The 25627-nt window shown below is 62.9% G+C and carries 30 protein-coding genes; 4 read left to right on the top strand and 26 right to left on the bottom strand.

What is annotated here, in order from left to right; all coding sequences use genetic code 11:
• Together PLN84_RS07555 and PLN84_RS07550 are read left to right on the top strand one after the other, a co-directional pair.
• Positions 1–603, top strand: a 603-nt coding sequence (locus PLN84_RS07555) for an ATP-binding protein (protein ID WP_348531993.1), incomplete at its 5' end; no start/stop codon positions are given.
• A gap of 93 nt (positions 604–696) precedes the next feature.
• Positions 697–1563 (top strand): cupin domain-containing protein, encoded by an 867-nt coding sequence (locus PLN84_RS07550; RefSeq protein WP_292385782.1) that lies wholly within the window; start codon positions 697–699, stop codon positions 1561–1563.
• A 29-nt stretch (positions 1564–1592) separates the two neighbouring features.
• Here the strand turns inward: PLN84_RS07550 and PLN84_RS07545 are convergent, their stop codons facing one another.
• The gene (locus tag PLN84_RS07545; protein WP_348531992.1) at positions 1593–3530 is read right to left on the bottom strand and encodes a cation-translocating P-type ATPase; all 1938 of its coding nucleotides are present in this window, start codon (positions 3528–3530) and stop codon (positions 1593–1595) included.
• A gap of 69 nt (positions 3531–3599) precedes the next feature.
• Entirely contained in the window at positions 3600–4838 is a 1239-nt protein-coding gene (gene tnpB / locus PLN84_RS07540) for an IS200/IS605 family element RNA-guided endonuclease TnpB (protein WP_292385786.1), read from the bottom strand.
• 331 nt (positions 4839–5169) lie between these two features.
• Here tnpB and PLN84_RS07535 point away from each other — a divergent pair, with 331 nt between their 5' ends.
• Entirely contained in the window at positions 5170–7008 is a 1839-nt protein-coding gene (locus tag PLN84_RS07535) for a PAS domain S-box protein (protein ID WP_292385788.1), read from the top strand.
• A gap of 107 nt (positions 7009–7115) precedes the next feature.
• On the opposite strand, the gene PLN84_RS07530 is transcribed toward PLN84_RS07535, so the two are convergent.
• The 5 genes from PLN84_RS07530 to thiD all read right to left on the bottom strand — a co-directional run bounded on the left by PLN84_RS07530 (position 7116) and on the right by thiD (position 9986).
• Positions 7116–7643 carry a zinc ribbon domain-containing protein gene (locus PLN84_RS07530; RefSeq protein WP_292385790.1) on the bottom strand — a complete coding sequence of 176 codons (528 nt, stop codon included), beginning with the start codon at positions 7641–7643 and terminating at the stop codon, positions 7116–7118.
• Positions 7644–7809: 166 nt separating this feature from the next.
• Positions 7810–8268: a hypothetical protein gene (locus PLN84_RS07525; RefSeq protein ID WP_292385792.1), complete on the bottom strand. Its 459-nt coding sequence runs from the start codon at positions 8266–8268 to the stop codon at positions 7810–7812.
• Position 8269: 1 nt separating this feature from the next.
• Positions 8270–8557: a hypothetical protein gene (locus tag PLN84_RS07520; RefSeq protein ID WP_292385794.1), complete on the bottom strand. Its 288-nt coding sequence runs from the start codon at positions 8555–8557 to the stop codon at positions 8270–8272.
• The gene (locus PLN84_RS07515) at positions 8554–8985 is read right to left on the bottom strand and encodes an Lrp/AsnC family transcriptional regulator (RefSeq protein ID WP_292385796.1); all 432 of its coding nucleotides are present in this window, start codon (positions 8983–8985) and stop codon (positions 8554–8556) included. The genes PLN84_RS07520 and PLN84_RS07515 overlap by 4 nt, the downstream gene beginning before the upstream one ends.
• A 200-nt stretch (positions 8986–9185) precedes the next feature.
• Positions 9186–9986 carry a bifunctional hydroxymethylpyrimidine kinase/phosphomethylpyrimidine kinase gene (gene thiD / locus PLN84_RS07510; RefSeq protein WP_292558540.1) on the bottom strand — a complete coding sequence of 267 codons (801 nt, stop codon included), beginning with the start codon at positions 9984–9986 and terminating at the stop codon, positions 9186–9188.
• 86 nt (positions 9987–10072) lie between these two features.
• Between thiD and PLN84_RS07505 the strand changes: the two genes are divergently transcribed.
• Positions 10073–11401 carry an AIR synthase-related protein gene (locus tag PLN84_RS07505; protein WP_292385800.1) on the top strand — a complete coding sequence of 443 codons (1329 nt, stop codon included), beginning with the start codon at positions 10073–10075 and terminating at the stop codon, positions 11399–11401.
• A 56-nt stretch (positions 11402–11457) separates the two neighbouring features.
• On the opposite strand, the gene PLN84_RS07500 is transcribed toward PLN84_RS07505, so the two are convergent.
• The 19 genes from PLN84_RS07500 to PLN84_RS07410 form a co-directional block, all read right to left on the bottom strand.
• On the bottom strand, positions 11458–11667 hold the full coding sequence (locus PLN84_RS07500; RefSeq protein WP_292385802.1) for a type II toxin-antitoxin system HicA family toxin: 210 nt from the start codon (positions 11665–11667) through the stop codon (positions 11458–11460).
• Positions 11668–11677: 10 nt separating this feature from the next.
• Positions 11678–11953 carry a type II toxin-antitoxin system HicB family antitoxin gene (locus tag PLN84_RS07495; protein WP_292385803.1) on the bottom strand — a complete coding sequence of 92 codons (276 nt, stop codon included), beginning with the start codon at positions 11951–11953 and terminating at the stop codon, positions 11678–11680.
• A gap of 329 nt (positions 11954–12282) precedes the next feature.
• On the bottom strand, positions 12283–13530 hold the full coding sequence (locus PLN84_RS07490; RefSeq protein ID WP_292385805.1) for a serpin family protein: 1248 nt from the start codon (positions 13528–13530) through the stop codon (positions 12283–12285).
• A 143-nt stretch (positions 13531–13673) separates the two neighbouring features.
• Positions 13674–14225: a winged helix-turn-helix domain-containing protein gene (locus tag PLN84_RS07485; RefSeq protein ID WP_292385807.1), complete on the bottom strand. Its 552-nt coding sequence runs from the start codon at positions 14223–14225 to the stop codon at positions 13674–13676.
• A 129-nt stretch (positions 14226–14354) separates the two neighbouring features.
• Entirely contained in the window at positions 14355–15071 is a 717-nt protein-coding gene (locus PLN84_RS07480) for a methyltransferase domain-containing protein (protein WP_292385809.1), read from the bottom strand.
• The gene (locus PLN84_RS07475) at positions 15046–16056 is read right to left on the bottom strand and encodes an AAA family ATPase (protein ID WP_292385811.1); all 1011 of its coding nucleotides are present in this window, start codon (positions 16054–16056) and stop codon (positions 15046–15048) included. The genes PLN84_RS07480 and PLN84_RS07475 overlap by 26 nt, the downstream gene beginning before the upstream one ends.
• Positions 16043–16774, bottom strand: coding sequence for a 4-phosphopantoate--beta-alanine ligase (locus tag PLN84_RS07470; protein WP_292385813.1), 732 nt, complete (start codon positions 16772–16774; stop codon positions 16043–16045). The genes PLN84_RS07475 and PLN84_RS07470 overlap by 14 nt, the downstream gene beginning before the upstream one ends.
• Complete coding sequence (locus PLN84_RS07465) at positions 16771–17613, bottom strand: pantoate kinase (protein WP_292385815.1); 843 nt, start codon at positions 17611–17613, stop codon at positions 16771–16773. Before PLN84_RS07465 ends, PLN84_RS07470 begins: the two co-directional genes overlap by 4 nt.
• A complete protein-coding gene (coaBC, locus tag PLN84_RS07460; protein WP_292385817.1) occupies positions 17595–18725 on the bottom strand; it encodes a bifunctional phosphopantothenoylcysteine decarboxylase/phosphopantothenate--cysteine ligase CoaBC in 1131 nt (376 codons plus the stop codon). Before coaBC ends, PLN84_RS07465 begins: the two co-directional genes overlap by 19 nt.
• Positions 18722–19591 (bottom strand): 50S ribosomal protein L11 methyltransferase, encoded by an 870-nt coding sequence (locus PLN84_RS07455; protein ID WP_292385819.1) that lies wholly within the window; start codon positions 19589–19591, stop codon positions 18722–18724. The genes coaBC and PLN84_RS07455 overlap by 4 nt, the downstream gene beginning before the upstream one ends.
• A gap of 5 nt (positions 19592–19596) precedes the next feature.
• On the bottom strand, positions 19597–20640 hold the full coding sequence (locus PLN84_RS07450) for a 60S ribosomal export protein NMD3 (RefSeq protein WP_292385821.1): 1044 nt from the start codon (positions 20638–20640) through the stop codon (positions 19597–19599).
• 3 nt (positions 20641–20643) lie between these two features.
• Entirely contained in the window at positions 20644–20937 is a 294-nt protein-coding gene (locus PLN84_RS07445) for a DUF424 domain-containing protein (RefSeq protein WP_292385823.1), read from the bottom strand.
• A 46-nt stretch (positions 20938–20983) separates the two neighbouring features.
• A complete protein-coding gene (locus PLN84_RS07440) occupies positions 20984–21814 on the bottom strand; it encodes a TatD family hydrolase (RefSeq protein WP_292385826.1) in 831 nt (276 codons plus the stop codon).
• Complete coding sequence (locus PLN84_RS07435) at positions 21786–22139, bottom strand: dihydroneopterin aldolase family protein (protein WP_292385828.1); 354 nt, start codon at positions 22137–22139, stop codon at positions 21786–21788. The genes PLN84_RS07440 and PLN84_RS07435 overlap by 29 nt, the downstream gene beginning before the upstream one ends.
• A 272-nt stretch (positions 22140–22411) precedes the next feature.
• On the bottom strand, positions 22412–22633 hold the full coding sequence (locus PLN84_RS07430; protein WP_292385830.1) for a type II toxin-antitoxin system HicB family antitoxin: 222 nt from the start codon (positions 22631–22633) through the stop codon (positions 22412–22414).
• A gap of 114 nt (positions 22634–22747) precedes the next feature.
• Positions 22748–23323, bottom strand: a complete 576-nt coding sequence (locus tag PLN84_RS07425; RefSeq protein WP_292385832.1) for a hypothetical protein — start codon at positions 23321–23323, stop codon at positions 22748–22750.
• Between the two features lie 4 nt (positions 23324–23327).
• Entirely contained in the window at positions 23328–23759 is a 432-nt protein-coding gene (locus PLN84_RS07420) for a hypothetical protein (protein WP_292385834.1), read from the bottom strand.
• A 347-nt stretch (positions 23760–24106) separates the two neighbouring features.
• A complete protein-coding gene (locus PLN84_RS07415; RefSeq protein ID WP_292385836.1) occupies positions 24107–24415 on the bottom strand; it encodes a hypothetical protein in 309 nt (102 codons plus the stop codon).
• A gap of 34 nt (positions 24416–24449) precedes the next feature.
• Entirely contained in the window at positions 24450–25073 is a 624-nt protein-coding gene (locus tag PLN84_RS07410; protein WP_292385837.1) for a hypothetical protein, read from the bottom strand.
• Positions 25074–25627 lie beyond the last annotated feature (554 nt).

Raw genomic sequence — 25627 nt, 5'->3', positions numbered from 1 at the left:
GTCGCAAACATCTACGCCGACCTACTCATCGACGAGCTTGACGGGGAAGTGGTCCGGCATGCCCGGAAGTTGAAGGAAGGAATCAAAAAGAGCATCGAGATCACCGCAAATGTTACCACCATCAGGAAGATCCACGAGAGCCAGGTCATACTTGCACCCGTCGACCTCCACGCGGTCATCCTGGGTGAGGTCAAACACTTCCCCGACCTCCGCATTCACTACAACGGTCTCCCCGTGGAGGTCCTCGCCGATAACCTCCTCCCGGAAGTCTTCACAAACCTCATCGGCAACGCCGCAAAGCACGGCAGGCCAGGGGTCGAGGTCACGGTGACGGTCGAGGAGATGGACGAAGAGACCGTCATCGTCACCGTCGCCGACACCGGCCCCGGCATCCCCGACGATGTGAAGGAATCCCTCTTCTACCGGTTCGAGCGGGAGGGGGGCAGGCGGGGGAGCCAGGGCCTCGGCCTCTCGATCTGCCGGATGCTTACCGCACGATACGGCGGCAGGGTCTGGGTCGATGACCGGGTCGAGGGGCACCCGGAAGAGGGCGCGGCGTTCCGGTTCACCCTCCGGAAGGCCGGATGCGACAGGAGCGCCTGACCCTATCGCACGGGTCCCGGCGTCGGAATCGGTCCTCTGGCTCGCCGGGTGCAAACGATTGGGTTTATTTCCCCTGTCAGGCAAGATATTGTCATGCACAGGATCCCTCTTCTTCTCCTCCTACCCTGTCTGCTCCTCTCCGCCGGGTGCCTCACCGCGAGTGAGCCGCCGGCGGAGGCAGGTATCGTGCTGGTCGCCCCGGCGGACCCCGTCGCCCTCTTCGACGGCACGGGGACCTTGAGCAACCTCATCGGCCGGGAAAACCCCGGTATCCAGACAAATTACAGCGTCGCGTACTGCATCATCCCGCCCGGGAACGGGACCCCTCCACACCGGCTCTTCGAGAGCACCGAACTCGTCTACGTGATCGGCGGAACGGCGGAGATCCGGTGCGACAACGCGACGGTGACCGCCGGTGCAGGGGAGACCGTGCTCCTGCCCGAGCGGGTCCTCCAGTCGATTACCTCGATCGGGGATACGGATCTCCTCTACCTCACCGTGGTTCAGCCTCCATTCCACCCCGATATCGAGTTCTCCGGCGATGAGCTTGCCACCCTGAGCATGACAACGGACGCAAGACCGGTCGTCGTCGCCGGTCCCCGTGAGGGGATCGAGTGGGACCTCGAATCCGGCGTGGCAGTCTACACCCTGATAAACCCGGTGCTGATGAGGGAGAAGGCTCTCCCGATCGACTACAGCCTCGCGTACGTGGAACTCATGCCGGGCGGCTACCTCGGCTACGACGGGATCAAGGGTTCATCCGACCTCCTCTACGTCATCGAAGGAGATATCGAGGTCAGCACCCCCGGCGGGCAGGCGGTACGGGTCCCTGCCGGGAGTGCTGCCTGCATCCCGCCGGACCTGGTGAAGGAGACCCGGAACGTCGCGGCTTCGACGACGAAGGTTCTCTCGTTCATCGACCCGGCATGGGTGCCGGAGAAGACCGGTCTCTTTGAATGAGGGTTCTCTCCCATCTTTTTTTCTGGCGCTCAGAATGAAGTGCCGCCGTCCGGCCGGCCTATCCGGAGGGCGTTTGCGATGACCGCAAGCGAGAGCCCCATGTCCCCGAACGCCACTGCCATCCAGAGGGAGATGAGGCCCAGGACGGCGAGTGCGGCGATGCCGAGTTTCACGACGATCGCTGCCGTGACATTCTGCCTGACGACCGAGACCGTCTTCTCCGAGAGAGCCACGAGGTAGGCAACTTTTGCGATATCGTCCTCCATCACGACGATATCGGCCGCCTCGATCGCGACGTCCGACCCGATGGCGCCCATCGCGACCCCGACGTTCGCCCGGGCCAGCGCCGGTGCGTCGTTCACGCCGTCGCCGACCATCACCACCGGTCCGTTGCGGTCGATCAGCCGCTCGACCATCGTCACCTTCTCCTCCGGGAGAAGCCCGGCATGACACTCGTCGATCCCGATACGGCGTCCAACCGCCTCGCCGACGCGCTCGTTGTCCCCGGTGAGCATCACCGTCCTGATGCCCCGCGATTTGAGATCGGCTACGGTCTTTTTCGCATTTTTCCGGATCACGTCCGAGAGGACGAGAAGCCCGATGACCGCCGAGTCGGTGCCGGCGAGGACAACGGTCTTTCCCTCGCTCTCCAGGCGGTCGTACGCCGCCCGCCATGCCCCGCGGGGGATCTCCGCAAAGAGTCCGGTGTTCCCGACGACGTAGGTCGCGTCGCCGATCCTCCCCCGGACGCCCCGGCCGGTGATCGAGGCGAACTCCTCCACGTCCCGGAGCGGGATGCCCTCCTCATCCGCCCGCCGCCGGACCGCCTCCGCAATCGGGTGGCCGGACCGGGACTCAAGCGACGCAGCGACGGCGAGCACCTCCTCCTCCGGCACCCCGAAGGCGACGACATCCTCCACATCGAGCCTCCCGGTCGTGAGCGTCCCGGTCTTATCGAAGACGATCACCCGGGCGAGCCCCACGGCCTCGAGGGAGTCCCGGCCCTTGATGAGGACGCCGTTATGCGCCGCGGTCGTGATCCCCGAGACCATCGAGACCGGGGTGGATATGGCGAGCGCACAGGGGCAGGCGATGACGAGCAGGATCAGCGCCCGGTAGAACGATTCAAGGAACGGGACCCCGAAGGCGAGCGGCGGGACCACGATGAGGAGGGCGGCGACGAGGATGACCGCCGGCGTGTAGTAGCGGGAGAACCGCTCGATGAACGCCTCGGTCGGGGAGGTGTGGGCCTGGGCCTCCGCGACCAGCGCCACGACCCGGGCTATCGTGCTCTCCTCTTCGGGCTTCGTCACCCGGACCTCCAGGTAGCCCTCGGCGTTCCGGGTTCCGGCGTAGACAGCGTCCCCAACGCCTTTCGCCACCGGGACGCTCTCTCCGGTGATCGCCGCCTGATCGACCGAGGACGCGCCGGCGGTGACGATGCCGTCGAGAGGGACCGTGTCGCCCGGTCTCGCGATCACGGTCTCCCCGACGGCGACGTCGTCGACGCCGACGGTCACTTCCTCGCCGTCACGCCGGACCCGGGCCGTCTGCGGCGCGAGATCGAGGAGCGACGCGATCGAACGCTCCGCCCGCCCGGCTGCGTACTCCTCTAGAAACTCCGCGATGGCGTAGAGGAAGAGGACGGTCGCCCCCTCTGCGGGGTTCCCGGTCAGGAACGCACCCGCGGCCGCGATGGATATGAGCACGGCGATGCTGAACCTGAGCCGGATGATCGAGGAGAGCGCGTCGCTCAGGACGCCGTAGCCGGATATGACCGCGGCGGCGAGCAGCAGGGCCGTGCCGGCGCCGGGGTAGGGGGTGAAGTATTCGACGAGTATCCCTGCAAGGAGGAGAACCCCCGAGACCGCAAAGACCGCGATCTCCCGCCGGTCGACGACCGGCCCGTGGACCTCGCAGATCCCGGCCCGGCAACGGGGGCAGGGACACCCGTCATCGGCGGCCACGGTTCCCCTCCTGGCAGTCTACAGGGAGCCGGCAGCCTGCGGCCGGGACCCCCGAGGTGTAGGGTTCCATCATAGCATACAGGATTGTTGACTGCGTTTCACGTGAACTACCCCGCGCCTCTCGGGCGGGGCTTCCTGCTTCATTCTCCTCCCCATCGGGAGCGAGTCCACAGGCTCGACGGTGCGTTCCGCACCTGCTATCCCGACAAGATTCTGCTCTTGCAGGGCGAACTTCTTGATATTGATCGCCGCGTTGATGTCGCGGTCGTGGGTCGTCCCGCAGTCAGGACAGACCCACTCTCTGTCTGAAAGGGCGAGATCCTGCTTGAGATACCCACATTTGCTGCACATCTTCGATGATGGATCGAATCGTCCGATCTTCAGGAGGGTCTTGCCGTACTTCCGGCACTTGTATTCCAGCATCGCGAAGAACGTGCTCCACGATGCATCGGAGATGCTCCGGGCAAGGCAATGGTTCTTTTGCATTCCAGCGACATTCAACAATTCGACTGCAATGGCTTGGTTCTCGCTCACAACGCGAAAAGAGAGGTTGTGCAGGAAATCGTTGCGCTGGTTGGCGACCTTCTCATGGCACCGGGCAAGTTGCTGGATTGCCTTCTGCCGGTTCTTCGACCCTTTCTTCTTCCGGGATACCCGTCGTTGCAACACTTTCAGACGCTGAAGAGAGTTTTGCAGGTATCGGGGGTTCTCGATCTTCTCTCCCGTGGAGAGGGTGGCAAAATCCATCAACCCAACGTCGATCCCAAGCGTTGTGTCCAGAGAGAACTGCGCAGGTTCTGGTTCGGCTTTCCTGTCATCGATAAGGATACTGATGAACCATTTCCCCGTCGAAGTCACAGAAACCGTCGCATACTTCATCTTCCCGGTGAAGACGCGGTGGAAGACGGTTGTTATCTCACCGATCTTCGGGAGTTTGACCCGACCCTGCTCGAAGTCCACGGTGTAGTGCTGCGGTACCTGAAAGGATTGTACCGGATTCTTCTTTGACTTGAACCGGGGAAACCCTTTCTTCTCGCGGAAGAACCGGGTGAAGGCATTGTCGAGGTTCTTGTTTGCGCTCTGGAGCGATTGGGAATTGACTTCTTTGAGCCACGGATGCTCCTCTTTGAGGGCGGGGAGGTGGGTGTTCAGGTCGAAACAGGAGCGTTTTCGCCCTTCCTGTTCGTATGCCCGGATCTTCTGCTCCAGAGAATGGTTATACACAAACCGACAGGCATGGATGTGCTGCACGAGGAGCGAGATCTGCTCCGGAGAAGGAGACATCCGATACTTGTAGGCCTGAAGCATACAAACATTATCGCGCCTTATAAAAATATATAACCTCTGGTAATTGTGTGACGAAGGGCGGCTCCGCTTTCATCCCCACCCTGAAGGGCGGGGTCTTCCCGCTCCGCCCCCTTCACCCCCGCAAGATAAAAATGGTTCGGGCGCACTCCCGGACCTGCATCCGGCGTAGTTCCCTCCGGGAAACCGGCATGGAACAGGAGATCGCTTATTCACCAAACAGAAACATTATGACGATATCGCTCCAAGTGATCGCAAAGATAACTCGTACGGTATGCCCGGGTGCAGCCCGGCATACCGGCTACCTGCCCCCTTCTCCTGCAGGATCTGAACGATGCCTCCAACACCTCCTCCGAATGGACCAGATGCTCCCGCCCGGCCCACCACCGCCACGGACGGTGCCGTAAAGAGAGCTGGAAAGGGGATCCGGGAGCAGAAGGTCGACCAGGATCGCCGGATACGAGAACTCACGACACTCTATGCCATCAACGGCATCGTCGAGCGGCCCGGGATATCGGTCGACGAGATCCTCCAGGAGGTTGCCGTCATCCTTCCTGCGGGCTGGCTCCACCCGGAGGATGTTGCCGCCCGGATCACGGTCAACTGTCAGGAATATGGGTCAGCAGGGTTTATTGAGACTCCCTGGAGGCAGGAGTGCCGGATCGTCGTCCATGGCCGGGCTGCCGGGAAGATAGAGGTCTGCTACCGCCACGAACAGTCGGGAGCGGATACTGCGCCGCACCTTGTCGATGAACGTCGCCTGATCGATGCCGTCGCCGGGAGGATCGGCCGAATCATTGAGCGAGTGCAGGCGGAAGAGGTCATCGGAAGGAGCGAGGAGAAGTACCGCCTCCTCTTCGAGCAGATGCTCGAGAGTTACACCCTCTACGAGGTCGTCCGGGATGGCGATGGAAACCCCGTCGACTACCGTATTGTCGAGTTGAACGAGAAAGCAGCCGGCGTATTCGGCCGCCGCCGTGACGAACTGGTCGGGCGGCGGCTCTTCGATATCTTCCCGGCGATCCGTGAGGGTGCCCGCGCTCTCTACGGGGAGGTTGCAGAGACCGGTGTTCCGACGCGGCGGCGATTGCAGGAACCGAAAACCGGGCGGTGGTATGACCTGCACATCTACCGCCCACAGGCCGGGAGGCTGGTCGTCACGGGGCAGGAGATCACCGAGCAGAAGCGAGCGGAACTCGCCCTCCAGGAGAGCGAGGCGCGATTCAGGGGGATCTTCGAGCAGGCAGGGACCGGGATCGTGCTCATCGACCCGCAGGGGAGGATCTCAAGAGCAAACCCGGCGTTTGTGCGTATGTTCGGCTACGGTGAGGATGAACTGTATGCCATGCAGTTCTGCGACCTGATCTACCCGCCCGACAGGGAGGGGCCCGGTTATCTCCCGGGGGAGAACGCCGCACAGGATAAACGCTACGTGACGAAGGACGGCAGGGTCGTCTGGGGGCGGCTGACCACCTCACTGCTCCGCGACCCGGAGGAGCGCGGGCTCGTCATCGGGATGGTGGAAGACATCACTGACCGGCGGGAGATGCAGGACGCCCTGCTCGAGAGCGAGGAGCGGTTCCGGGAGATCGCCCAGCGGAGTTTCGATATGATCTACACGTGCTATACCGACCGGGGGATCACCTACATCTCCCCGGCCGTGCAGAGGATCCTCGGCTACACTCCGGATGAGATGCTCGGCGAGCAGTGCAACGACTACGTTCTCGCAAAGACCCGTTCCGACTGGCGGGAGGCCAGGGACCGGATCGCCCGGGGGGAGCCCGTCGAGGGGCTGGTGGTGGAGCTCCGGAGAAAGGATGGGACGGTCGCTGCCGTCGAGATGAACGAATCCCCGATTGTCGAGGGCGGCAGGGTGGTCGGCGTGCAGGCCGTCGGCCGTGATGTCTCGGACAGGAAGTGCTACGAGGATATGCGGCTGCAGGCGTTCGAGCAGATCGAGCAGAATATCGAGCAGTTCGCCGTCCTCGCGGACCACATCCGCCTGCCCCTGCAGGTGATCCTCGGCATGGCCGACCTGATCGAGGACGAGACGGCATCGGCAACGATCCGGGAGCAGGTGAAGCGGATCAACGGGCTCGTCAAGCAGCTCGACGAGGGCTGGGTCGAGTCGCGCGAGATCCGGGAGTTCCTGCGGAGAAACGAACTGGTCTGATCCGATCCGTGCGCCAGTTCGGGCGATTCACTTGCCGGCACAGCGGTCCCTCCTCTATCCCGCACCATCGATCCGCGGGCCCTGAAGATGCTCAATGGTGCAGGGACTTACCCCCGCCACCTCGGCAGCGTCGAGAGATACTGCCGCACCATCTCTTCTGCTCTTGCAAGGGGTATCCCGAGGTTTGCAGCCATCATCGGCGCATACTTCTCGACCGCCTTCTCCTTCGTCAGATCAGGTTCGGTGAACCCCCCGTCACGGTAGCAATAGGTGCAGTGCTCCGTGCTCAGCGATCCGTCCGCTTCCGTCCCGGCGTCCTCGTCGCGGAGAAGGGGCATCCCACAACTCCTGCAGACGGCAACGTCTCTCCCGGTCCACCTCCTCAGGCAGGAGAGCTGCTCCCGGGCGAACCGCTCTGCATTTCCGGCGGGGATATCGTATAACTGCGACATGATCGCCCCGCACTTCTTCGCCATTTCGTCGATGGTGGCCCCGGGTTCGGTGAAAGCGCCGTTCTGGTAACAATAGGTGCAATAGTCTTTTGAGAGTCTTCCGTCCGCTTCCGTCCCAAAATGCTCCGCTTCGCTCATCGGCATGCCGCAACTCTGGCACGTTCGTGTCTTGTTCGTCTCCATAAGGTCTTCTCCTGGCGCTGAAACGCTCAGAATAGATGAACGGCCTCTGCAGTACATAACCATTTGCAAAAGGTTACGGGAACGGTGCCGCCGCAACCGCCCGGAGGAGAAGAGGGCGACGGAGCGCCAACGATTGCCGGGTCGTCCCCCGGCTGAAAGTGCCGCTTTACTCCCCGCGGGGCGGGAACCGGATCGCTATCTTCCCGTCGGCACCGTGTTCGAGCACCGCATTCTGCTGGAGCGCCCGGGCATACCCCGTGAGGTAGGGTTCGGCCACCCGTTTGTCTGCGAAAGTCTCCCGGACCGCCGCCGCTGCGCCGTCGCCGTCGATGATGATTGTTGTACCCCCATCGGTGGATTCACCGGACACGCAGGGGATCCCCCACATCAGGAGAAGCCCCTCCATCAGGGTAGGCGGGTCGAACCGCTCCTCGTTGTGGGCCAGGAGCGCTGTTCCGTCCTCCGCGCCGAGCCGCCCGGCGATGACGGCAACCTGCTCCGCGAAGGCCGGGGAGGCATCATGGAGGAGGGCCCGGACGAGCGGCCCCGTGACGTCGTGCCGCCGAAGGGCCCGGGCTACTTTGATGAGCTGCCAGTCCCGGGCAAATGAGATACCGGTACGCATATCATCCTCTCAGGATGCCGTAAGTCATCACGCAGAGGCCAAGAATCACCACAACGCGGGAGAAGACCGCCGACCAGGCGATGATGAAGGCGTCGGGTGTGAAGATGCTCACGAAGTCCGCAAACGTGATCCCCACGACCAACGTAAAGAGCCCGTAGATGAAGAGGAGCAGGGTCGGCTGCCGCACGATCCGGTAGGCGTTGAAGATGAAGGCGATGAGGAGCGTCCCGAGGAGGAGCGTCACGATCGCAAGCATCTGCTGCATGGTCTCAATCTGCAATCCGTTCATGTCTGTTCCTTGACCTTCCTCACCGATATGATCGTCTGGATATCCTTTACTCCCGGAAGACTGGAGAGCGGAACCAGGACGCTCCGTTTCAGTTCGGATATGTTCTGCACCCGGACCTTGACGAAGAAGTCCCCGGGCTCAAGCACCTCGTAGAGTTCAAGGATGCACGGGAGACCCTGCATGAACTCCTCGACCTCAGGCTTTCCGTCCGGGTGGACCCTGACGTTCAAAAAAGCGACCAGAGTATGCTCGAAACACTTCTGGTTGACGACGATCGTGAACCGTTCAAGGATACCGGCGTTCTTCAGTTTCTCGATCCTTTTAAAGACCGTCGATGGTGCGATGTCCAGCATCGAGCCGAGCTCTGCCATGGACATCCGCCCGTCTCTCTGTAATTCCCGAAGAATCGCATCGTCGATCTCGTCCATCTATAGAGTAATTACAGGCACTTAGATATTAAAATTCCGTATTTAGTTTATACTCTCAAACATCTTTTTTCCATTTCTAATCAAAAATGCCTGCCATATTGGATATTTGCTGAAGTTCTGTCAGGGTATAACGAAACAGAATCATACCGGGAAAAAGAGGAAACGATACCCACAACCTCATGCCGGCGAGAAAAATTATTTCAGCCCCGGTAACCGTTCGTTCCCCCGGGGTTGATGATTCTGGTGGGTCCGGGACCTCCTGCCGCCTCCCGGATGGCCGTATCGATGAACTCACGGGCCGCGATGAGCGCACGCCGCGCATCCAATCCCCGCGCAAGATGCGCGGTGAGCGCCGCGGAGAAGCAGCACCCCGAACCGTGCACCGAATAGGGGTAGCGCTTCCCGGAAGCCTCCGCCACCCCGTCCCGGTCGACGAGAAGGTCGACCGCCGTGCCGCCGGGAAGGTGCCCCCCTTTCACCACCACGGCCCGGGCCCCGAGATCGAGGATCCGCCGGCCGGCTTCAGCCATATCCTTGACGGTTGCAACCCGCATCCCAGCGAGCGCCTCAGCCTCCGGGATGTTCGGGGTGACGATGGCCGCCCGGGGGATGAGCAGTTCCGTGAGGTCTGCGACGGCGTCCTCTCTCAGCAGCCGGTGGCCCGACGTCGAGACCATCACCGGGTCGATAACAAGGTCCGCTCCCTCCGGCAGGGCCTCCGCGACAGCCCGGATGACCGGCCCGTCGGCGAGCATCCCGGTCTTCCATGCCTCGACACGGAATTCGTCGGCGACCGTCTCTATCTGGGCCCGCACGGCGTCCGGCGGGAGTACCCATGTCCCTCGCACCTCGCGGGTATTCTGGGCCGTCACCGCCGTAATAACCGTCAGCCCCCAGATGCCGAGCGCTGTAAACGTCTTCAAGTCGGCCTGGATACCCGCTCCTCCTCCCGAGTCGGAACCGGCTATGGAGCAGGCGGCGATCATCTGCGCACCCGTCATTCTTCATCGTTCGGCATGGATCTGCTTGAATCTTTGCCTCTCCCCCGCCACTCCCTTTATCTGATCCCGCACCGACCACTTCTACAATGGATGTAGAAGAGATCAGCCGCCGGCACCTCGCTGCTGGCACCCCTGACGACGAGATTGTGCGCATCCTCGCCCGGGACGTGCTCTCCATAAAGCGCCACCACGTAACCCCCGCCTACGCCGAGGCATTCGCCCGGGCGGTCCTTGCCGAAGCGAAGAACTCGACCGATCTCTCCGGCGACCTCTTCACCTTCGAGCCCTCCGGCTCGACGATGGGTGAGTTCGGCGTCGGGTCGCGGGGGTCCGGGGACTTCTTCGCTCACCGGCAACTCGCCCGGATCATCGGCCGGACGGACGCCGCGGTCGGTGTCGACGAGATGGACGATGCCGGCGCCGTCCGTGCCGGAGGCGAATATATCATCACCACCGTCGACGGGATGCACTCCCGTCTCTCAGACTTTCCGTTCCTCGCCGGGTTTCACGTCACCCGGGCGACGCTCCGCGACGTCTACGTGATGGGCGCAAAACCAGTCGCCCTCCTCTCCGATATCCACGTCGCCGACGATGGGGACGTTGCAAAGATATTCGACTACACGGCGGGGGTCTCAGCCGTCGGCGAGGCGATGGGCGTCCCGCTCGTCACCGGGTCCACCCTCCGCATCGGCGGGGACATGGTCCTCGGGACACGGCTGACCGGGTGCGTCGGCGCCGTCGGCGTCGCCCGGCACCTCACGGCCAGAAAACAGATCACCCCCGGCGACGTCCTCCTCATGACCGAAGGTGCCGGCGGCGGGACGATCGCCACCGCCGCGATCTACTCGGGGTTCCCCGACGTCGTCGAGGAGACGATCAACCTCCACTTCCTCAAAGCCTGCGAGGCGCTCCTTGCAAGCGACGTCCTTTCCGGCATCCACGCCATGACCGACGTCACGAACGGTGGTCTCCGGGGCGACGCCTACGAGATGGCCGAGACCGCCGGCTGCCGGATCGTCGTCGTCGAGGACGACCTCCGCACGCTCGTCCGGCCGAAGGTCCTCTCGATGCTCGACGCTCTCGAGATCGACTACCTGGGCGTATCGCTCGACGCCCTCCTGGTTGTCGCGCCGCCCGAGGTTGCACCCGAGATCCGGCGGGTCGTCGGGACCGCGGGCGTCGCGATGAAAGAGGTCGGTTACGTCGAGGAAGGGAAGCCCGAGTCCGTCCTCTCTGTCAGCGGCGAGATCCGGGACTTCACGCCCCGGTTCCGGGAGTCGGCCTACACCCCGGTCAAGAAGGTCGTGGACGAAGACAAGAGGAACTTTGAGGAGATGAAAACCGGGGTCGAACGGGCGGCGGAAGCTGCGCTTGCAAAGAAACTCCGGATCCTCTCCCGGCTCCGGTCTTCGTGAGGAGATCGGATGCATTCTCGATTGGCGGAAAGATATCTGTTGTCTTAAGACGAGGGTTATCGTAAGAGATCGTATATCTGCTCTTTCGTCATACCCTCAAATTCTGCGACGTCGGTGACGATTGTGTTCAGCGTGGCCATGCTGAGTTCGTCGTGAAGGGGAACGGTAACCCGGAGCCGTTTATCTCCAACAACTTTACGCAACTGGACGTGACTTCCAGCCTGCCGGAGAAAGGAAAACCCGAGTTTTTCAAGGACTTTGATCATCCCGAGTCCACTAACAACCGGGTGTCGCGGCAATGATATCGACCTTGTATTCGAAATTTGGCGGGATTGGGCTCTCCTGTTCGTGGGTCTCTGATTTATATCTGGTTACAACGGTGATCCGTTCTCCCGCTTCGAGTTCTTCCGTGTAATGGAGCGATGTTGCTTCCAGGATGTTGTCGATGAGTTCTCCGATGCTTTTGCCCTGGGTAAAGATGGCATTTTCAGGTGCATGTGCGCTGGCGCTCCACCATCCTTCGGCATACGTTACTTCAAATGTGACCAGCATGAAGTTACACCTCTGCGTAATTGGGATATTGGGTTTTTCAGGGATAAGTTTGATGGTGACATGGTTGCCACATCCAGATCACATTATCTGTCATCATCTTATCAGACGCGCACGACGAGGTCGGCGGTATCGGTATCCGCAGTCAGAGGAGATGCCGTTCCCCGCGCCTGCCATCAGGGTGGCGTTCTCGGCAACGCCCTCGTAGTCGTTAACCTGCTCTTTTCTCCTGTCTCCTGCAGGAGTATGCAGGTGGGCGAGTGTGGCGGGCATCGAGACTGCGGATGGGAGGGCACCCTGCCGCCCCTAGTAGGGGAGAGAGCAGCCCCCCTTCACGCGCCTCCGGGGTTGACGACCCTCCCCATGAAGAGAATCGCGCCGGAGTCCTTCTCGACGATGAGGAAGACGAACGGGTGGTCCGCACGGAAGACGGGTGTGGCACCCCGCCCGCCTATGACTCCGGTCGCGGCCGCGGCCTCGGTGCCCTCCTCGTTCACGTCGACGAACGCCTTATGGAAGACCCCGGTGATGAAGAGATCTTTCGTGCCGTCCATCCCCGACAGGTCGGCATCACCGGCAAACGCCGTCGGCATCCCCATCGCAGCAAGCGCTCCCGGGAGAGGATACCCCGTCTCCAGCGTGAACTTCGGGAAGAAGACCCTGACGTTCTGCGGGACCAGGGAATCCTGCAGACCGGCAAGCCTCTCCGCGTCCAGGGCCTCCTCCGCAGCCGTCAGGTTCTCCCCTCCGGGGAGGAGGACGAGCATCGCGAGTTCGGTCTCGTTCCCGTGCGCGTACGGCATCTCGAGCACCTGGAGGGCCTCGGTCTCCGCGTACGGGTAGACGGCGTTCCCGTGCATCATCGCGACAGTCACCGTTTTGCCCGGTCCGACCTGGAACTCCTCTTTTGTCGTCTCGTTCGCGTCGAACTGTTCGACCCAGGTGCCTTTGAAGTAGATCGCGTTCGTGATCACGAGCCGGGTCATGGAGTCGATTGAACCCGGCGGCAGGAGGTCGCGGATCTTCTCTTCGGTCTTTTCCTCCACCCACCGGTTGATCGTCTCCCGCGACCCCTCGGGGTTCTCGATGAAGTCAAGGTTCGTGACGTTTGCCCCATACCAGCGGGCGGCCGTCTCAATATACTCCGGGAGGAAGGAGTACGTCTTCTCAGCCCAGAGGGCGTTTGCGGTGCGGAGAGTGTAGTTGCCGCTTCCGCGGTTCAACCCGGCGTCGATCGCGGCAAACCCTTCCCGCCGGAGGGTCTCGTTCGTCGGGAGGTGCAGCACCGCCCCGATCTCGTCGGCGGTCGCGCCGCGGGCGCCCTCGCAGGTGATCGCAAGGGCCGACGAGATGCTGTAGGGCGAGAAGAAGAGGTTGTCTCCCGCATGCGCCGGGTCGGCCGCGAGGTGCCGGAAGAGGTCGAACGCGAACCGGTTGTTCCCGGCCGCCACACTATCGTCGGCTACGTGTACGCCGGAGATGGAATTCGTGCTCAGGGGTACGGTCCCGCAGACAGCCGGTCCCGCAACAATGAGCGCCAGAACCAGGATGCCTATTCCAGAGATCAATAGTCTTTGCATCGTTCTCTCCCGTGGATGGCATCGAGGTGGCCGGTGATCCGCGAACCGGGTAACTTCCGGGCATCCACACGGAGTCTTTCTGCAGGAAGACGATAATACCGGCGAAAACGTTCGATCCCGGTCGAACGGGTTCAAAAACTATATCAGTCACGTGGCTTCCCACCCGCAGGATCGGGAGACTGCGTCGCCGCACGCCTCTTCCGCCACCGGACATAGGCATACGTCATGAGGGCTCCCCCAATCACCGCGAGCGCGATCCCGGCAACGAGCAGTTCCACGGGAGGCCCCTCCGGGCCCGGGACACCACCACCCCCCGGCAGCGGGGGCACCGGCACCTCCCGGACCGGCGCCGTCAGAAAGGCCGTGAGGGCGGTTATCCCCCCGGCGAGGCTTGCCAGGCCCGCCGTCAGGATGATCCGGATCCGGGCGCTGCCGTGCGGTTGCAGGAGGCCGCGCCCCTCCGGCGTGAGCGCGTAGTATACCCAGGCGTGCCCGTCACCATCGGCAGCGACAAAACCGGCGTCGGTCAGCCTCTGCAGGTGGTGATGAACCGTGGACTTCGCCAGGTCGAGGTCGTCCGCGAGTTCCGTGACCGTCATCCTGCGTTCATTCAGAGTTTTTAGGATATCAAGCCGGGTCCCCGAGGCGAGAACCTCGAACGAATCCTTCGTCAGGACGATATCGACCGGCTCCATGGGAAGGAGTTCGGGGAGGCGGGATATAACGATTCCGTTACCGTCGCCGTAGCGTAAGATGAAGCCTCTCCGCGCAGCCCGGGTCGGGCGGGAGCAGGGAACGACCCCTGCGCCCGTTCACAAAACAGCCTACTCTTTTGGTTTCTTCCCCGCCGCACAGACGTTATACGCCAGGTACGGCAGTTTCTCCTCGACGAAGGGCTCCACCTTCCGGGCAAGGTTAAAGACCGGGTCGGCGAGGTTTAGGTGTGCAAACGAGCACCGGCCGACCGAGACATCCTCGAACCCTGCATCCCGGAAGAGTCCGGCGATCTCGGCGTTGGTGTAGTAGTGCTCGTCAAAGTCGCCGACGCCCACCTTCTTCAGTCCGACCTTCTCCCCCACCTGGTAGAAGAGCGGAACGATGCTCGTGAAGACTGTCCTTGATAAGGTGCAGATGGCGATCCGGCCGCCGGGCTTCAGAACCCGGTAGCACTCCCTGAGCATTCCCTCCGGGTCCGGGACGTAGCTGAAGGCGAGCAGGCTCGCAAGGGCGTTGAAGGTCTCGTCCTTAAACGGGAGGACGTCGGCGGTCCCGACGCAGAATCCGCTCTCAGGGCAGCGGTGCCGCCCGTGCCTGACCATCCCCGGGCTGATATCGAGCCCGACGGCCCGGCCGCCCTCCTCGACGTAGCGTTGCACGAAGAGCCCGGTCCCGCACCCGAGGTCGAGGAGGAACCCGTCCCTTGGGAGCACGCTCATCACGTGATCGCAGATATGCTTGTGGTAACACTTCCCGCGGCGACCGTCGTAGCGGTCGTCATAGACGTCCGCGACCTCGTCATAATGTTGCTGTACTTTCTTCACTGAACACCTCCCGGGCGATCCGGGCAAGGAGTGCGTTGATCTGAACAAAATCGTTTGCGTTGTGGCAGAGCCGGTGGTCCGCGTCGGCGAGTGCGATCGCAAGGGCCGGGTGGTTGTACTCGCGCCGGATCACCTGGCGGAGCTCGCCGACGACGTCCCGGGCCGAGAGCCCGTACTCGATCATCAGCGCTTCGGTGATCCGGCGTGCAACGTCGAAGTTGCCCGCACGGAGCGCGTCGAACGCAGACGCGGCGACATTCGCGGTCTCGGAGCGGGATACTTCTGCGAGGTCGAGGTCTTTCCCCGACGCGACGGTGATCTGGAGGTACATGATTGCCCGCCGCAGGTCGCCCCGTGCGGCATGGACGATCAGGTCGAGTTCGTCGTCCGGGATTGTGGCTCCCTCCGCGGTGAGGATCTCCTGAAGGCGGGCGCGGATGACCCTGCTCTCAAGTGGGGCGAAGAAGAGCGGCAGGCAGCGCGACGCGATCGCGGGGATGATCGCCGATGGCCGGGTCGTGACGAAGATGAACCGGCAGGTGGCGCTATAGCGCTCCATCGTCCGGCGCAGGGCCTGTTGCGCCTCAAACGTCAGGCCCTCGGCGTCCTCGACGACCATCAGTTTGAAGTCCGCATCGAGCGGGCGCATCGAGGCGTACCACTTCACGATGTACTTGAAGTTGGTGATCAGGCTCTGGTCCTTCCGGTAGACCAGGGCGAACCGCTCGTCCGTCTCAAGAGCGCTCTTCCCTCTCCCGAGGAGGCCGGCGGCGCTGAAGATGGTTGTGTTTGCTTCCCAGTTCTCGCCGTAGAGCCTCCGCGCCAGGCACTCGACAGCCACGGTCTTCCCGGTGCCGTGCGGGCCGGAGACGAGCATGTGGGGCACGCTCCGCTTGTCCGCAAACGACACGAGGTGGCGGACGACCTCATCCTGTCCGATGATCTCGTCGCACCGTTTCGGCCGGTAGACCTCACTCCAGAGCATGGGCCAATCTCTCTCTCATCTCATCTATTGCCGCCCGGAGAAGATAGGTATTGTCAAGCGTGGCGATCAGGCGTTCACCCTCGCCGGGCTCAAGGGAGGCGCACGCCGCGGTGATCGCGGGGATGGCGCGCGTCACCTCGTCGACGATCGTCAGGGTCGCCGTGCGGGCGGTCCGGGAGAGCGGGTTTAAGTCGACGGTGATGACGGTCTTTCCCATCGCCCGGAGCGCCTCACAGCGGTCCCCATCCTCAAGGGGCACGAGAACGACGTCGGCGTCCCCGATCCCCCCCGGAAGGCAGAGCGCGCGGTCGTGGGAGAGCGGGACGAGCCGTTCCGGTGTCCCGGAGAGGACCCGGGCGCCATGCTCCGTAAGAAGCCGGGTGATCAGCCGTATTCGTTCGTCGGTCCGGTGGAAGAGGTTCACCTCGACGTCGGCGCCGCTCGCATTCTGGAGCGCCGCGACCTCAGCCGCCGCCAGCGCCGCCGTGTTCCCGTTCACCGATATCACCGCGTGCCGGGCGGCAAGAAGCATCGCTGCAGCCGTCCGGGCGGCGAGAGCAGCGCTCTCGGTCGTTTTCTCACCGAGCAGGTAGTCGAACGCCTCCCCGCGCCCGTGGGCTGCAAGCCCCTCGAGGGCGACGACGCCCTCGCGGGCGTATTGAGCCAGCCGTTCGCGGGCGATCAGGGAGCGGTAGCGTGGATGGTCTTTGGGTATCATGGTCTCGTCTCGATAAGATATGCGCCGCGGCGTGCGACCTCCAGGCGGTAGACCTCCCCGAACCGGGAGAGCACCCGCTCCGCGCCGGGGCCACAGGCAAAGACGCCGTTTCCAAGCATCGTCATGCTGGCCGGGACCCCCGAGCCGTCGCAGGCCTCGAGCACCCCCCGCACCTCCGGCGCGATGAGCCCGCTCTTCTCCGCGAATCCTCGTGAGAGACGACAGAAGTCGGCGAGGCCGCGTGGGCAGCGGTCCGGATATGCAGCGGCGATCCGCGCCATCGCCTCCCCCGAGGAGAGGACCGAGGCGGTCGGGAGCGGGCCGAGGCTCATGGCGTAGAGCGGCTCCGGTGGGTAGAATCGGGTGATATCGGCGTGGATCCCCGGCCCCGTTCTGCAGACGACCCCGCCGGCCTGGCTTGCGGCGACGTCCCCGAGGCCGGAACGGTGGAGAACCTCAGCCTCATGGGCCCTCTCGGCCGCCTCGTCCGCCGAGAGGCCGAGGTCGAAGAGGTGGTTTGCCGCCGTGAGGGTTGCAAGGAGCGCCGCCGCCGAGAGGCCGAACCCGGCGCCGATGGGGAGCCGGCACTCCGTCGTGACGACGGCCGTGACTCCCAGCCGTTCGAGGGCGTATTCGACCGGCGGCGATCCGGCGGTAACACGACCCTGCCGGACCACCCGGACGCTTGTTGCACGGGCGGGGCTGACGGTCGAGCGCACCCCTTCATCGATGACCACGCCGGCCCCGACGCTCCCGGTGGCTGCGGGGTCGCCCCCCTCGACCCGTTTGAAGTACCCGGATATGTGGCCTGGGGAGAAGGCTACAGCAGTCCGGACCATACCGCCGCCGCGACCTCCTCTTTGCTCCCCGTCACATCGGTGACCCCGCCGGCCGTCATGAGCCGGAACGACCCCTCCGCCGCCCCCATCGCCGGGGGCGCGTTCACAACGACCATCCTCGCGCCCGCCTCAAGCATCGCCCGCGCCCGCTCCTCCTCGTGCCAGCCGAGTTTGAAGGCCACCGTCACGGGGCGGCAGGCCGCCATCACTTCGTCGATGATCTTCGGGAGCGGATTGAGCCGGACGGTCCGGGGCGAGCCGCTCGGGATCTTGCCCTCCCGCCGTTCAGGGGCAAAGTCCGATATCGCCGCCGCGCTGACGTAGACATCGACCCCCTCGTTGCGGCAGACCGAGAGGACCGCCTCACGCATCTCTGCGGCGGTCGTGACACGGATGTTTCGGATGCACGGGAACGAGCCCGCATGCACCACCGTCACATCGGCGCCGAGCCGGAAGGCCTCGAGGGCGAGCGCCCGGCCCATCCGCCCGGTCGATCGGGTGGTGAGGACCCGGACGTCGTCGAGCGGCTCTGCGCACGCCCCGCTCGTGATCAGGACCTTCTTCCCCGCGAGCGGCCGGCCGGAGACCGCCCGCTCGGCGTGGAGGACGACGACCGTATTATCGGCGACCTTCGCCTTCCCCTCCTCGATCCGGGGGTCGATGACTTCGATGCCCCAGGAGCGGAGCCGCCGGAGATTCTCGGCGACACCCGGGTGGCGGTACATACTCTCGTGCATCGCCGGGGCGAGGACCACCGGCATCCCGCGGCCGAGCGCCGTCGTGGCGAAGGTGGTCACGGGGGTGTCGTCGATCCCGCAGGCGATCTTGCCGATCGTGTTCGCCGTCGAGGGCGCGATGAGGAGGAGGTCCGCCGCCCCGCCTTCCCCGCAATAGAGGACATGCTCCACGAGACCGGTGATCCGGGTCACCACGGGGCGGGCGGTCGCGTAAGCCAGGGCGTCGGGGTGGATGATCCCGGCCGCCGCCTCCGTCATGACCGCCTGCACCGTCGCGCCCTCGCGGCGGAGGGCGTGGGCGAGTTTCACCGTCTCGACGGCCGCAATGCTCCCCGTCACGGCGAGGACCACCGTCTTTCCCGAAAGCGTCTTCACGATATCGTCACATCCTGCACCATATGCCACGCGTGCGGACCGTACTTCTTCACCCGGCGGGAGGCGATCGCCGCCCGAAATCCCGCCTCTGCCGCCTGCTCCCGGATCGTGTCCGCCTGCTCCCCGATGCTGTGGACGTGGAGCACGCTGCCCGTCCGGACGTGGGCGAGGGCGTCGGCAAGCATCGAGGGTGCGTCGAAGTGCCCCATCAGGACCCGGTCGTAGACCCCGGAAACGAGGTCCCGGCAGTCCCCGACCTCCGCCGTGATGCGGTCCGCGACATGGTTTGCCATACTATTGCGCCTCAGGTATTCAAAGGCTATCGGATTGATCTCCATCGCGTGGACCGCCGCACCGCCTGCGGCCGCAGGTATGGAGAAGTACCCGATCCCGGCGAACATATCGGCGACCCGCTCGCCGGGCCGGACGAGGGAGGCGATCCGTGCTTTCTCAGTCCGATTGCCCTGCGCAAACATCACCCTTGTCGGGTCAAGAATGAACGTGTAGCCCTGCTCGCGGTGGCGGACCTCGCCGGCGGTGCCGTAGAGGACCTCGACGTCAGGGACGCGCATCGCGCCGGTATACCCCCTGATCCGGACGATCCCCCGGGGACGGCAGTGGCGCACGATCGCGGCGAGTTCCTCCTCCGACGGTACCTCGCCGTGGAGGACTGCGATATCGCCGATGAGGTGGTAGCCCCGGCCCCGGTAGGGTTCCCGCTCGGGAAGGTCCGTGTCGGCCGGATACCCCTCCCCGACCGGGACCCAGGCGATGCCGCCCTCGACGTAAGGCCGGCGGGTGCGGTCCACCCACTCTGCATCCTGGAGGCTGGCGAGGGCGCCCGCCGGCATCTTCCGAGCACGCATGGCAGTCACCCAACGATGACCAGACGGTCCTGTTCCTCGTCGCGGAGCACCCGGATCGGCTGCCCCTCCACCGGGAACGTCCAGGGAACCGGGCTCTGTTCCCGCGTCTGGTAGGTCTTCGGGTCCATCAGCCCCACCAGGTCCGGTTGCGTGAAGACGACGAGCGCGGACTCGGCGTCACGAGTGTTCCCGAGGAGGCGCTCGACCTCGCCTTCGGCAAGGGTCCGGGTCATGCCGCTCTGCAGGTCGAAGACCCGGAGGCGCTGCCCGTCGATCTCGCGCACCTCGAAGTAACCGCCCCGGGAGACCACCACGTCACCTCTCTGGTAGAACGGAAGTCGAATAGAGTAGGTGATCCGGTAGAGCGCTTTCCCCTCCTTCTCGCCGACCAGTTTCGGGTGGGTCGTATACCGCCCGCCGAGAGCCCCCGTTATCCCCCGGGCGAGCTCCTGGCCGAGGTGCTGGGACCCGACGGTGACATCGACACCGTCCTTCGACTCTTCCAGCTCCGATATGAACGAGAACCGGTCCCCCGACTCCTGGAGCGTCTCCTCGATCTGCTCTGCGATCTTCGTCGCGATCTCGCGCTCGTAGGCGTTGATCTTTCTGTTCGTAGCCCGTACCTGGACGATCCCCTCGTAGTAGCCCCCGGAGATCCGGCTGCACCGGTCGCAGGACTCTTTCTGCCAGAGGATCTGGGTCTCGCAGGTCTCCCGGACCGGGACCGAGTAGAGGGTCGCCTCCACCTCGATGGTGCAGTTCGTCCGGCTCAACCCGGTCTCCTCCGACCTGACGGTGACCCGGATCTCCTTTGCATCCTCGTGAATATCGACCGCCGATACCGCCAGCTCCGCGATGAGGTCCTCACGCGGCACCTTCAGGTCCGACCAGGTCTTGCCACGCTTCTGCGACTCGCAGACCGGACAGTAGACGGCCATCACACGGGGCCGGCAGGTCAGCAGCCGGACGTCCGCGGCCCGGCACTGCGGGCAGAGTCCTTCCTCGGTCGGCTTCCCGCAACGGGGGCAGATGCTCGTCTGTATGGTCATAGGTTATATCCTGAATATCTGGGCATGGGGCACGTCGCCGATCATGATGCAGTCTTCCTCTGCGATCAGCCCTATGGCGATGGCGAGGGCTACGACACGCTTCCCTATAATATTAGCGTTCGTCGCGCACGACAGAGCCTCCTTGACCTCCTCCTCGGCGGCACGCTCCGTACCATAAAATCCTCCGGTGATACAGATTTCTATGTCTCCATGCGCCAGAGTGACGTCGAGCAGTTCGGCGTCGCAGGCAGCCACCACCTCACCGGCGCCGGGCATGCGGTGAACTTTCAGGTGCATCTCAGATCTCTTGGACGGGAGTCGTCAAAAAGGTGCGCTGTTGTGGCTAGGAAAGGACGATATCCACGCCGTAGGTGCGCGAGGGGGTCTCTCGATGGATGCGCCAGGCATCCTCTTCGGTGATGAGCCCTTCTTCAAGATACCGGCGCGTGAACCGCGGGACCGATTTCGGCCCGATGACCGCGCCGGGCCGGGAGTTCTCGTCCATGTAGTCGCTCTCCATCGTGAACCGCCGGCCTGCCCGCGCAAGCGCGGGGATATCCTCGTGCCGCGCGATGAAGGAGGGCATCAGTGGGGTGTCGGGCGTCGCGAAGTGTTTGACGACCCGTTCGACCGGGATTCCCGCTTGAGCGGCCATCGTGACGACGTCGGTGCAAGGACCGCTCTCGGCGTGGAGCTGGACGGCGCAGCCGCAGTCGGCGCCGAGTTCGAGCGAATGAAAGAGGACCGCGTTCGAGGCGGCAAGCACCTCAGGCGCGACCTCGTAGTGGGGCCGGCCGCTTTTGAGGGCGACGGCCCGCCCGTCCTCGACGTAGCGGGCCGCGAGGTCGAGCCCGGCCATCATGACGCCGGCGGCCGCTTCAAGGCTCATCCGCTCCACGAGGTGGCCTATCTCCGCCGGGTGGACGCCGAGGACCGGGTAGACGACGAGCCCGGCCTCGCGGACCATCTCCGCCACCCGGAGCGTGGCATCGAAGACCTCCCGGTAATCCTCGCCTGATGAGGGCTCGACCCCGAGTGACCAGGAGGGCTTCGCGACCAGGAAGATGTGCGTCCCCCCGCTGCGGCGGAAGTCCTTCGCGGCCTCGATCCCCCGGCCGTTTTGCGGGTCGATGTGGATGTGGTCGTCAGTGATCGGTATCGCGGGAGGTTTCATGGTACTCGACGATCTCCATCATGGGGTAATCGTCCTCGAGGTGCAGCCGGGCCCGGCAGACGGTCGCCCCGACCTCGGTCGTGATCTCGGCATCGAACATCTTCCCGGCAAGTTCCGAGTAGCCGAACCGGTTCGAGACCATCATGTCGCGGTTCAGCCGGACGCGGATATCCGTCACGTAGGGCTGGAGGCCGACGGCCTGCTCGATGGCGGCTTCGACGGTCGCGGCGGTCTCGCGGGCGATGGGGGTCCCGACGAACTGGTGGTAGAGAGCGCCGAGCTTAATCCCGGCTTCGAACGCCGCTTTCTCGCGGTCGGTGATCATGGTTAGTAGATTTGGGGTGCGGGAGTAAGAAGGTGCGCCCCCCCCGGAGGAGAGTATGATGAGAGGGTTTCGTTTTGTGGTTCGGGGACTCCCGAATCTGCGCAAGAGTGGTGATATGGTCTCACGCGAAGCCGCGAAGAACGCGAAGACTAGCAGAGAGTTGATATTACTCCCCTTCGCGACTTTCGCGGCTTCGCGTGAGTCAGCAGGATATGGAGAGATCCAGGAGAGGAGCGGGCAGCATGAAACAAGTCGTCGATAACCGCACGACGTTAGACTTGGATGCCGACTTCGGCAACGAAGGTCTCCATGATGTCGTCGTTCTCGAACGCGTCGTCCCCGAAGGTTTCTATGTGAAACTGTATGGCAGACTTCACTTCGGCAAGTGCTTCTTCGTAGGTGTCCCCCTCTGCGACGACAGTGCCTTTCAGACCCAGGGGGTAGGCGACATAGCCGTCCGGGTGCTTCTCGACGATGATCTTTAAGGTCTTCATGGATTCATCCCCCCTCTATTCGATCTGAGCAGGGGCGATCAGGGTGATATTTGACCTGTCCGGCGATATACTTTAGCCCGATTTCTCCGGGTTCGTTCCGGGCATGCCCCGGCTTCATTCCGCGTTACCCCCGCCCCCGGAGTTCGGGCGGCGGAGGAAGATGACCACCCGAAGAATAGCGTAGAAGATGGTAGCGACCAGTACGCACTCGAGGTAGAACCCGAGGAGCGTGAACCCGGAAAACACCAGACTGTATGCTAATGTGCCTTCCGCGAGCGGCAGGACGTTCATGATGCCGTCGAAGAACCACCCGAGAAGCGGCAGCCTGTCCGCGAGCAGCGGGGGCTCGCCTTTCCAGCGGTGCGGGGTTACGAACAGAGCGATTACAAGCGGAGCCGTTGCTGCGACGGTAACGAGCATCGTCTGTATTCGCCCGTGAAACGAGAGGACGCCTGCAACAAGCGGGAACGGCGTGGCGGCCCCCGCAATTGCAAGGGTCAGGATCACCAGAAAGAGGGTGAGGAGGGCAAAGAGCGGTACGGGCTCTGGATGACCTGAGGCGATGCTGGCGACAACGACCCAGACGGCCCACGCGATGACCGCTACGAGCGGTGGGATTGCGAAGCGCAACCGGCTTTGAGAGAGGTGTTCGTAGAGGCGGTGGAAGTTTGCGGAGAGTGAGAGCCTCATCAGATCACCCCTGCTCCATGTTCGGGTGAGGCTTTCTCCGTGTTGCGCTCCAGTCCCATGCCAGATATAGAACGAGGATCGTAAGAAGACCACCCACCCCGTTGACCTGATAGGGAAGGGCGTAGCCTCCAAGATACAATATCCCGAGAACGGGGAACCACAGCAAAAAGCCCAGGAGGTTGCTCTTAAGTCCGATCACGCTGCGAACGGCCTCGATGCCGCCCAGTTCCCGGCGGTATATCTGGTGGTCCCCGATCATTACGACGAACGGGATGAGGCCAAGGGTAAGCCAGGCGGTGAATGGGTTTTGCGTGAATACCTGGCGCGGAAAGAGGGCGCCTTGAACGAAGAGCAACAGAGCAATCCAGATGATGACCAGCAGAAGCCCGAATATGAATCCAGGTTCTTTATCGTATTTATCTGGGCCCGGCTCCATCGTACAAGAGCCTCGACGCAGGTTTATTTATAAATTCTGTCCCTTCCCTCTACACGTCCGTCGGCTGTTCGCAAAAGCGGGACGATCGATCCTGCCCTGGGGGCCGTGGGCGGGGAAGAGAGACTTTTTCATGGCGAGGCAAGCCTATCCACAGTCGGCGATTCAGATACAGGCGAGCATCGTCCGGGTAAATGGGGTTTGCGGAGAGAGTGCCTTGCCGGATTATCGTACCCCCGCTCTGCGTTCGCGTGAGGATTTCTTCGCATTGCACTTCTTTTCCACAAAAGGTAAACAACGGCTATGGTAAGGAGACCCCCAATCCGTTTAACATAGCGGCTCCTCCGCCGTCACAACAGCGACGGCCGTTCATAATAGGTCTCCAGGAACGTCATAACAGCTAAAAGAGCAGAGGTTATGATCACGTACAAACGTATAGTGCGAGGGCTGAGACCTGCAGCGGCAAATTTGGCGGTGACGAAACGTGAGAGCATGACCAGGAGGACTAGGGGGATTACGGCCAGCCCAAGCAATATCGATGATAACAGGTGCGCCGGATCTATGTATTCCGGATACCTGATCAGAGCGCCGAACCGGATGATCGTAGCGGCTATAAAAAGGGTCAAAAAGGTAAAAAAGAGTTTGAACGATCTCAGCATAAGACATCCCACTCCGCAGCCCCTCTCTCAACCATCAATCCGTTCCCTCCGGTGTGCGTCGCCTTTCCCAGACATAGTGGATGGGAAAAGCAACGATACCAACAAGCGCGATCCCCCGGAGAAGGGGAAGGACGGGATGCCCCAGTGCCAGGTGGCGCAGGAGAACGATCCCGGCTGCTCCGAGGTAGAAGACAACTCCTTGCGTGAAAGTGACGCGGCGCTCGCCGCCATCGGTGAAGATGATGCGCGTCAGGAGCAGGGCGACGATGAGAAGGACAGGGAGCCAGAGGATCTGGTTGATGGAATATGCAAGGGACGCGTAGAGGTAGATCAGGAAGACCGTGACGAGAAGGGCGGCATCGATCACCTTCTCGACGATGCCTCTTCTCCGTGCCGTCTTCCTTTCTTCGTGCTTCCCCAGTCGAAGCGCATGGCGAAGGATATTCGCTGGACTGGGGTCGTTCAGGCCTTCTTTTCGTCTATACCACACCATAACGCAGGCGACTACTGCAGCGATCGTCAATGGCAGGGGTAAGAGCAAAAACGATGGCAATGGGAGGTAGTCTGTTGTGATGATGAAAGCGGTGACGATAAGCGAGACCCCAAAGGTTGCAACTGAACGCCACAACTCTTCTTTGGCAATAGTATCAATCTTCATGCGTACATCACCGAAGCATCATCGGGGAGAGAGCCCGCGTTCCGATATTCCCGTTCATTTGCTCTCCTCCTGTAGTTCCCGGAGGCAAAAAAGGCTCAACCCTAAGTACATAGAATGCGAACCGCTCTTTCGCCTTCGGGTAGTGGGGAGCTCGCCCGATCTTGGACGGATGGGGTGAGCCTCCGCCGTTTTGCGAGCGCGTTCCGGGCATCCGCACAATGACCTGGATGTGTGGACATTTATGTTTTCTGTCCTATTTCTTTACACGTCCGTCGGCTGTTTGCAGAAGTGAGGAGATCCATCCCGCCCTGTGGGATGCGGATACAGGAGAGAGGTCGTTCTCGCGGCGGGATTGGATCGGTCATCGGTCCGTTCTCTTCGGCGTGCGCCGCCGCTCCCTGATGGAGAGGAGGGGAAAACGATGCCGACGAGCGCGATTGCCCGGAGGAGGGGAGAACGGGGTACCCCGGGTGCTAGGTAGTTCTTCTTCCTTCTCGACAGGGTGCTCAAGCCGGAGCAGGACGATGGATACGGGAAGTGATCCGGTTCTGCCG

The sequence above is a fragment of the Methanoculleus sp. genome, from assembly GCF_035363275.1.
In the GTDB taxonomy this organism is placed as follows: domain Archaea; phylum Halobacteriota; class Methanomicrobia; order Methanomicrobiales; family Methanoculleaceae; genus Methanoculleus.
Note: the sequence above shows the minus strand (reverse complement) of the source record. Positions and strands in the feature narration are given on the sequence as shown.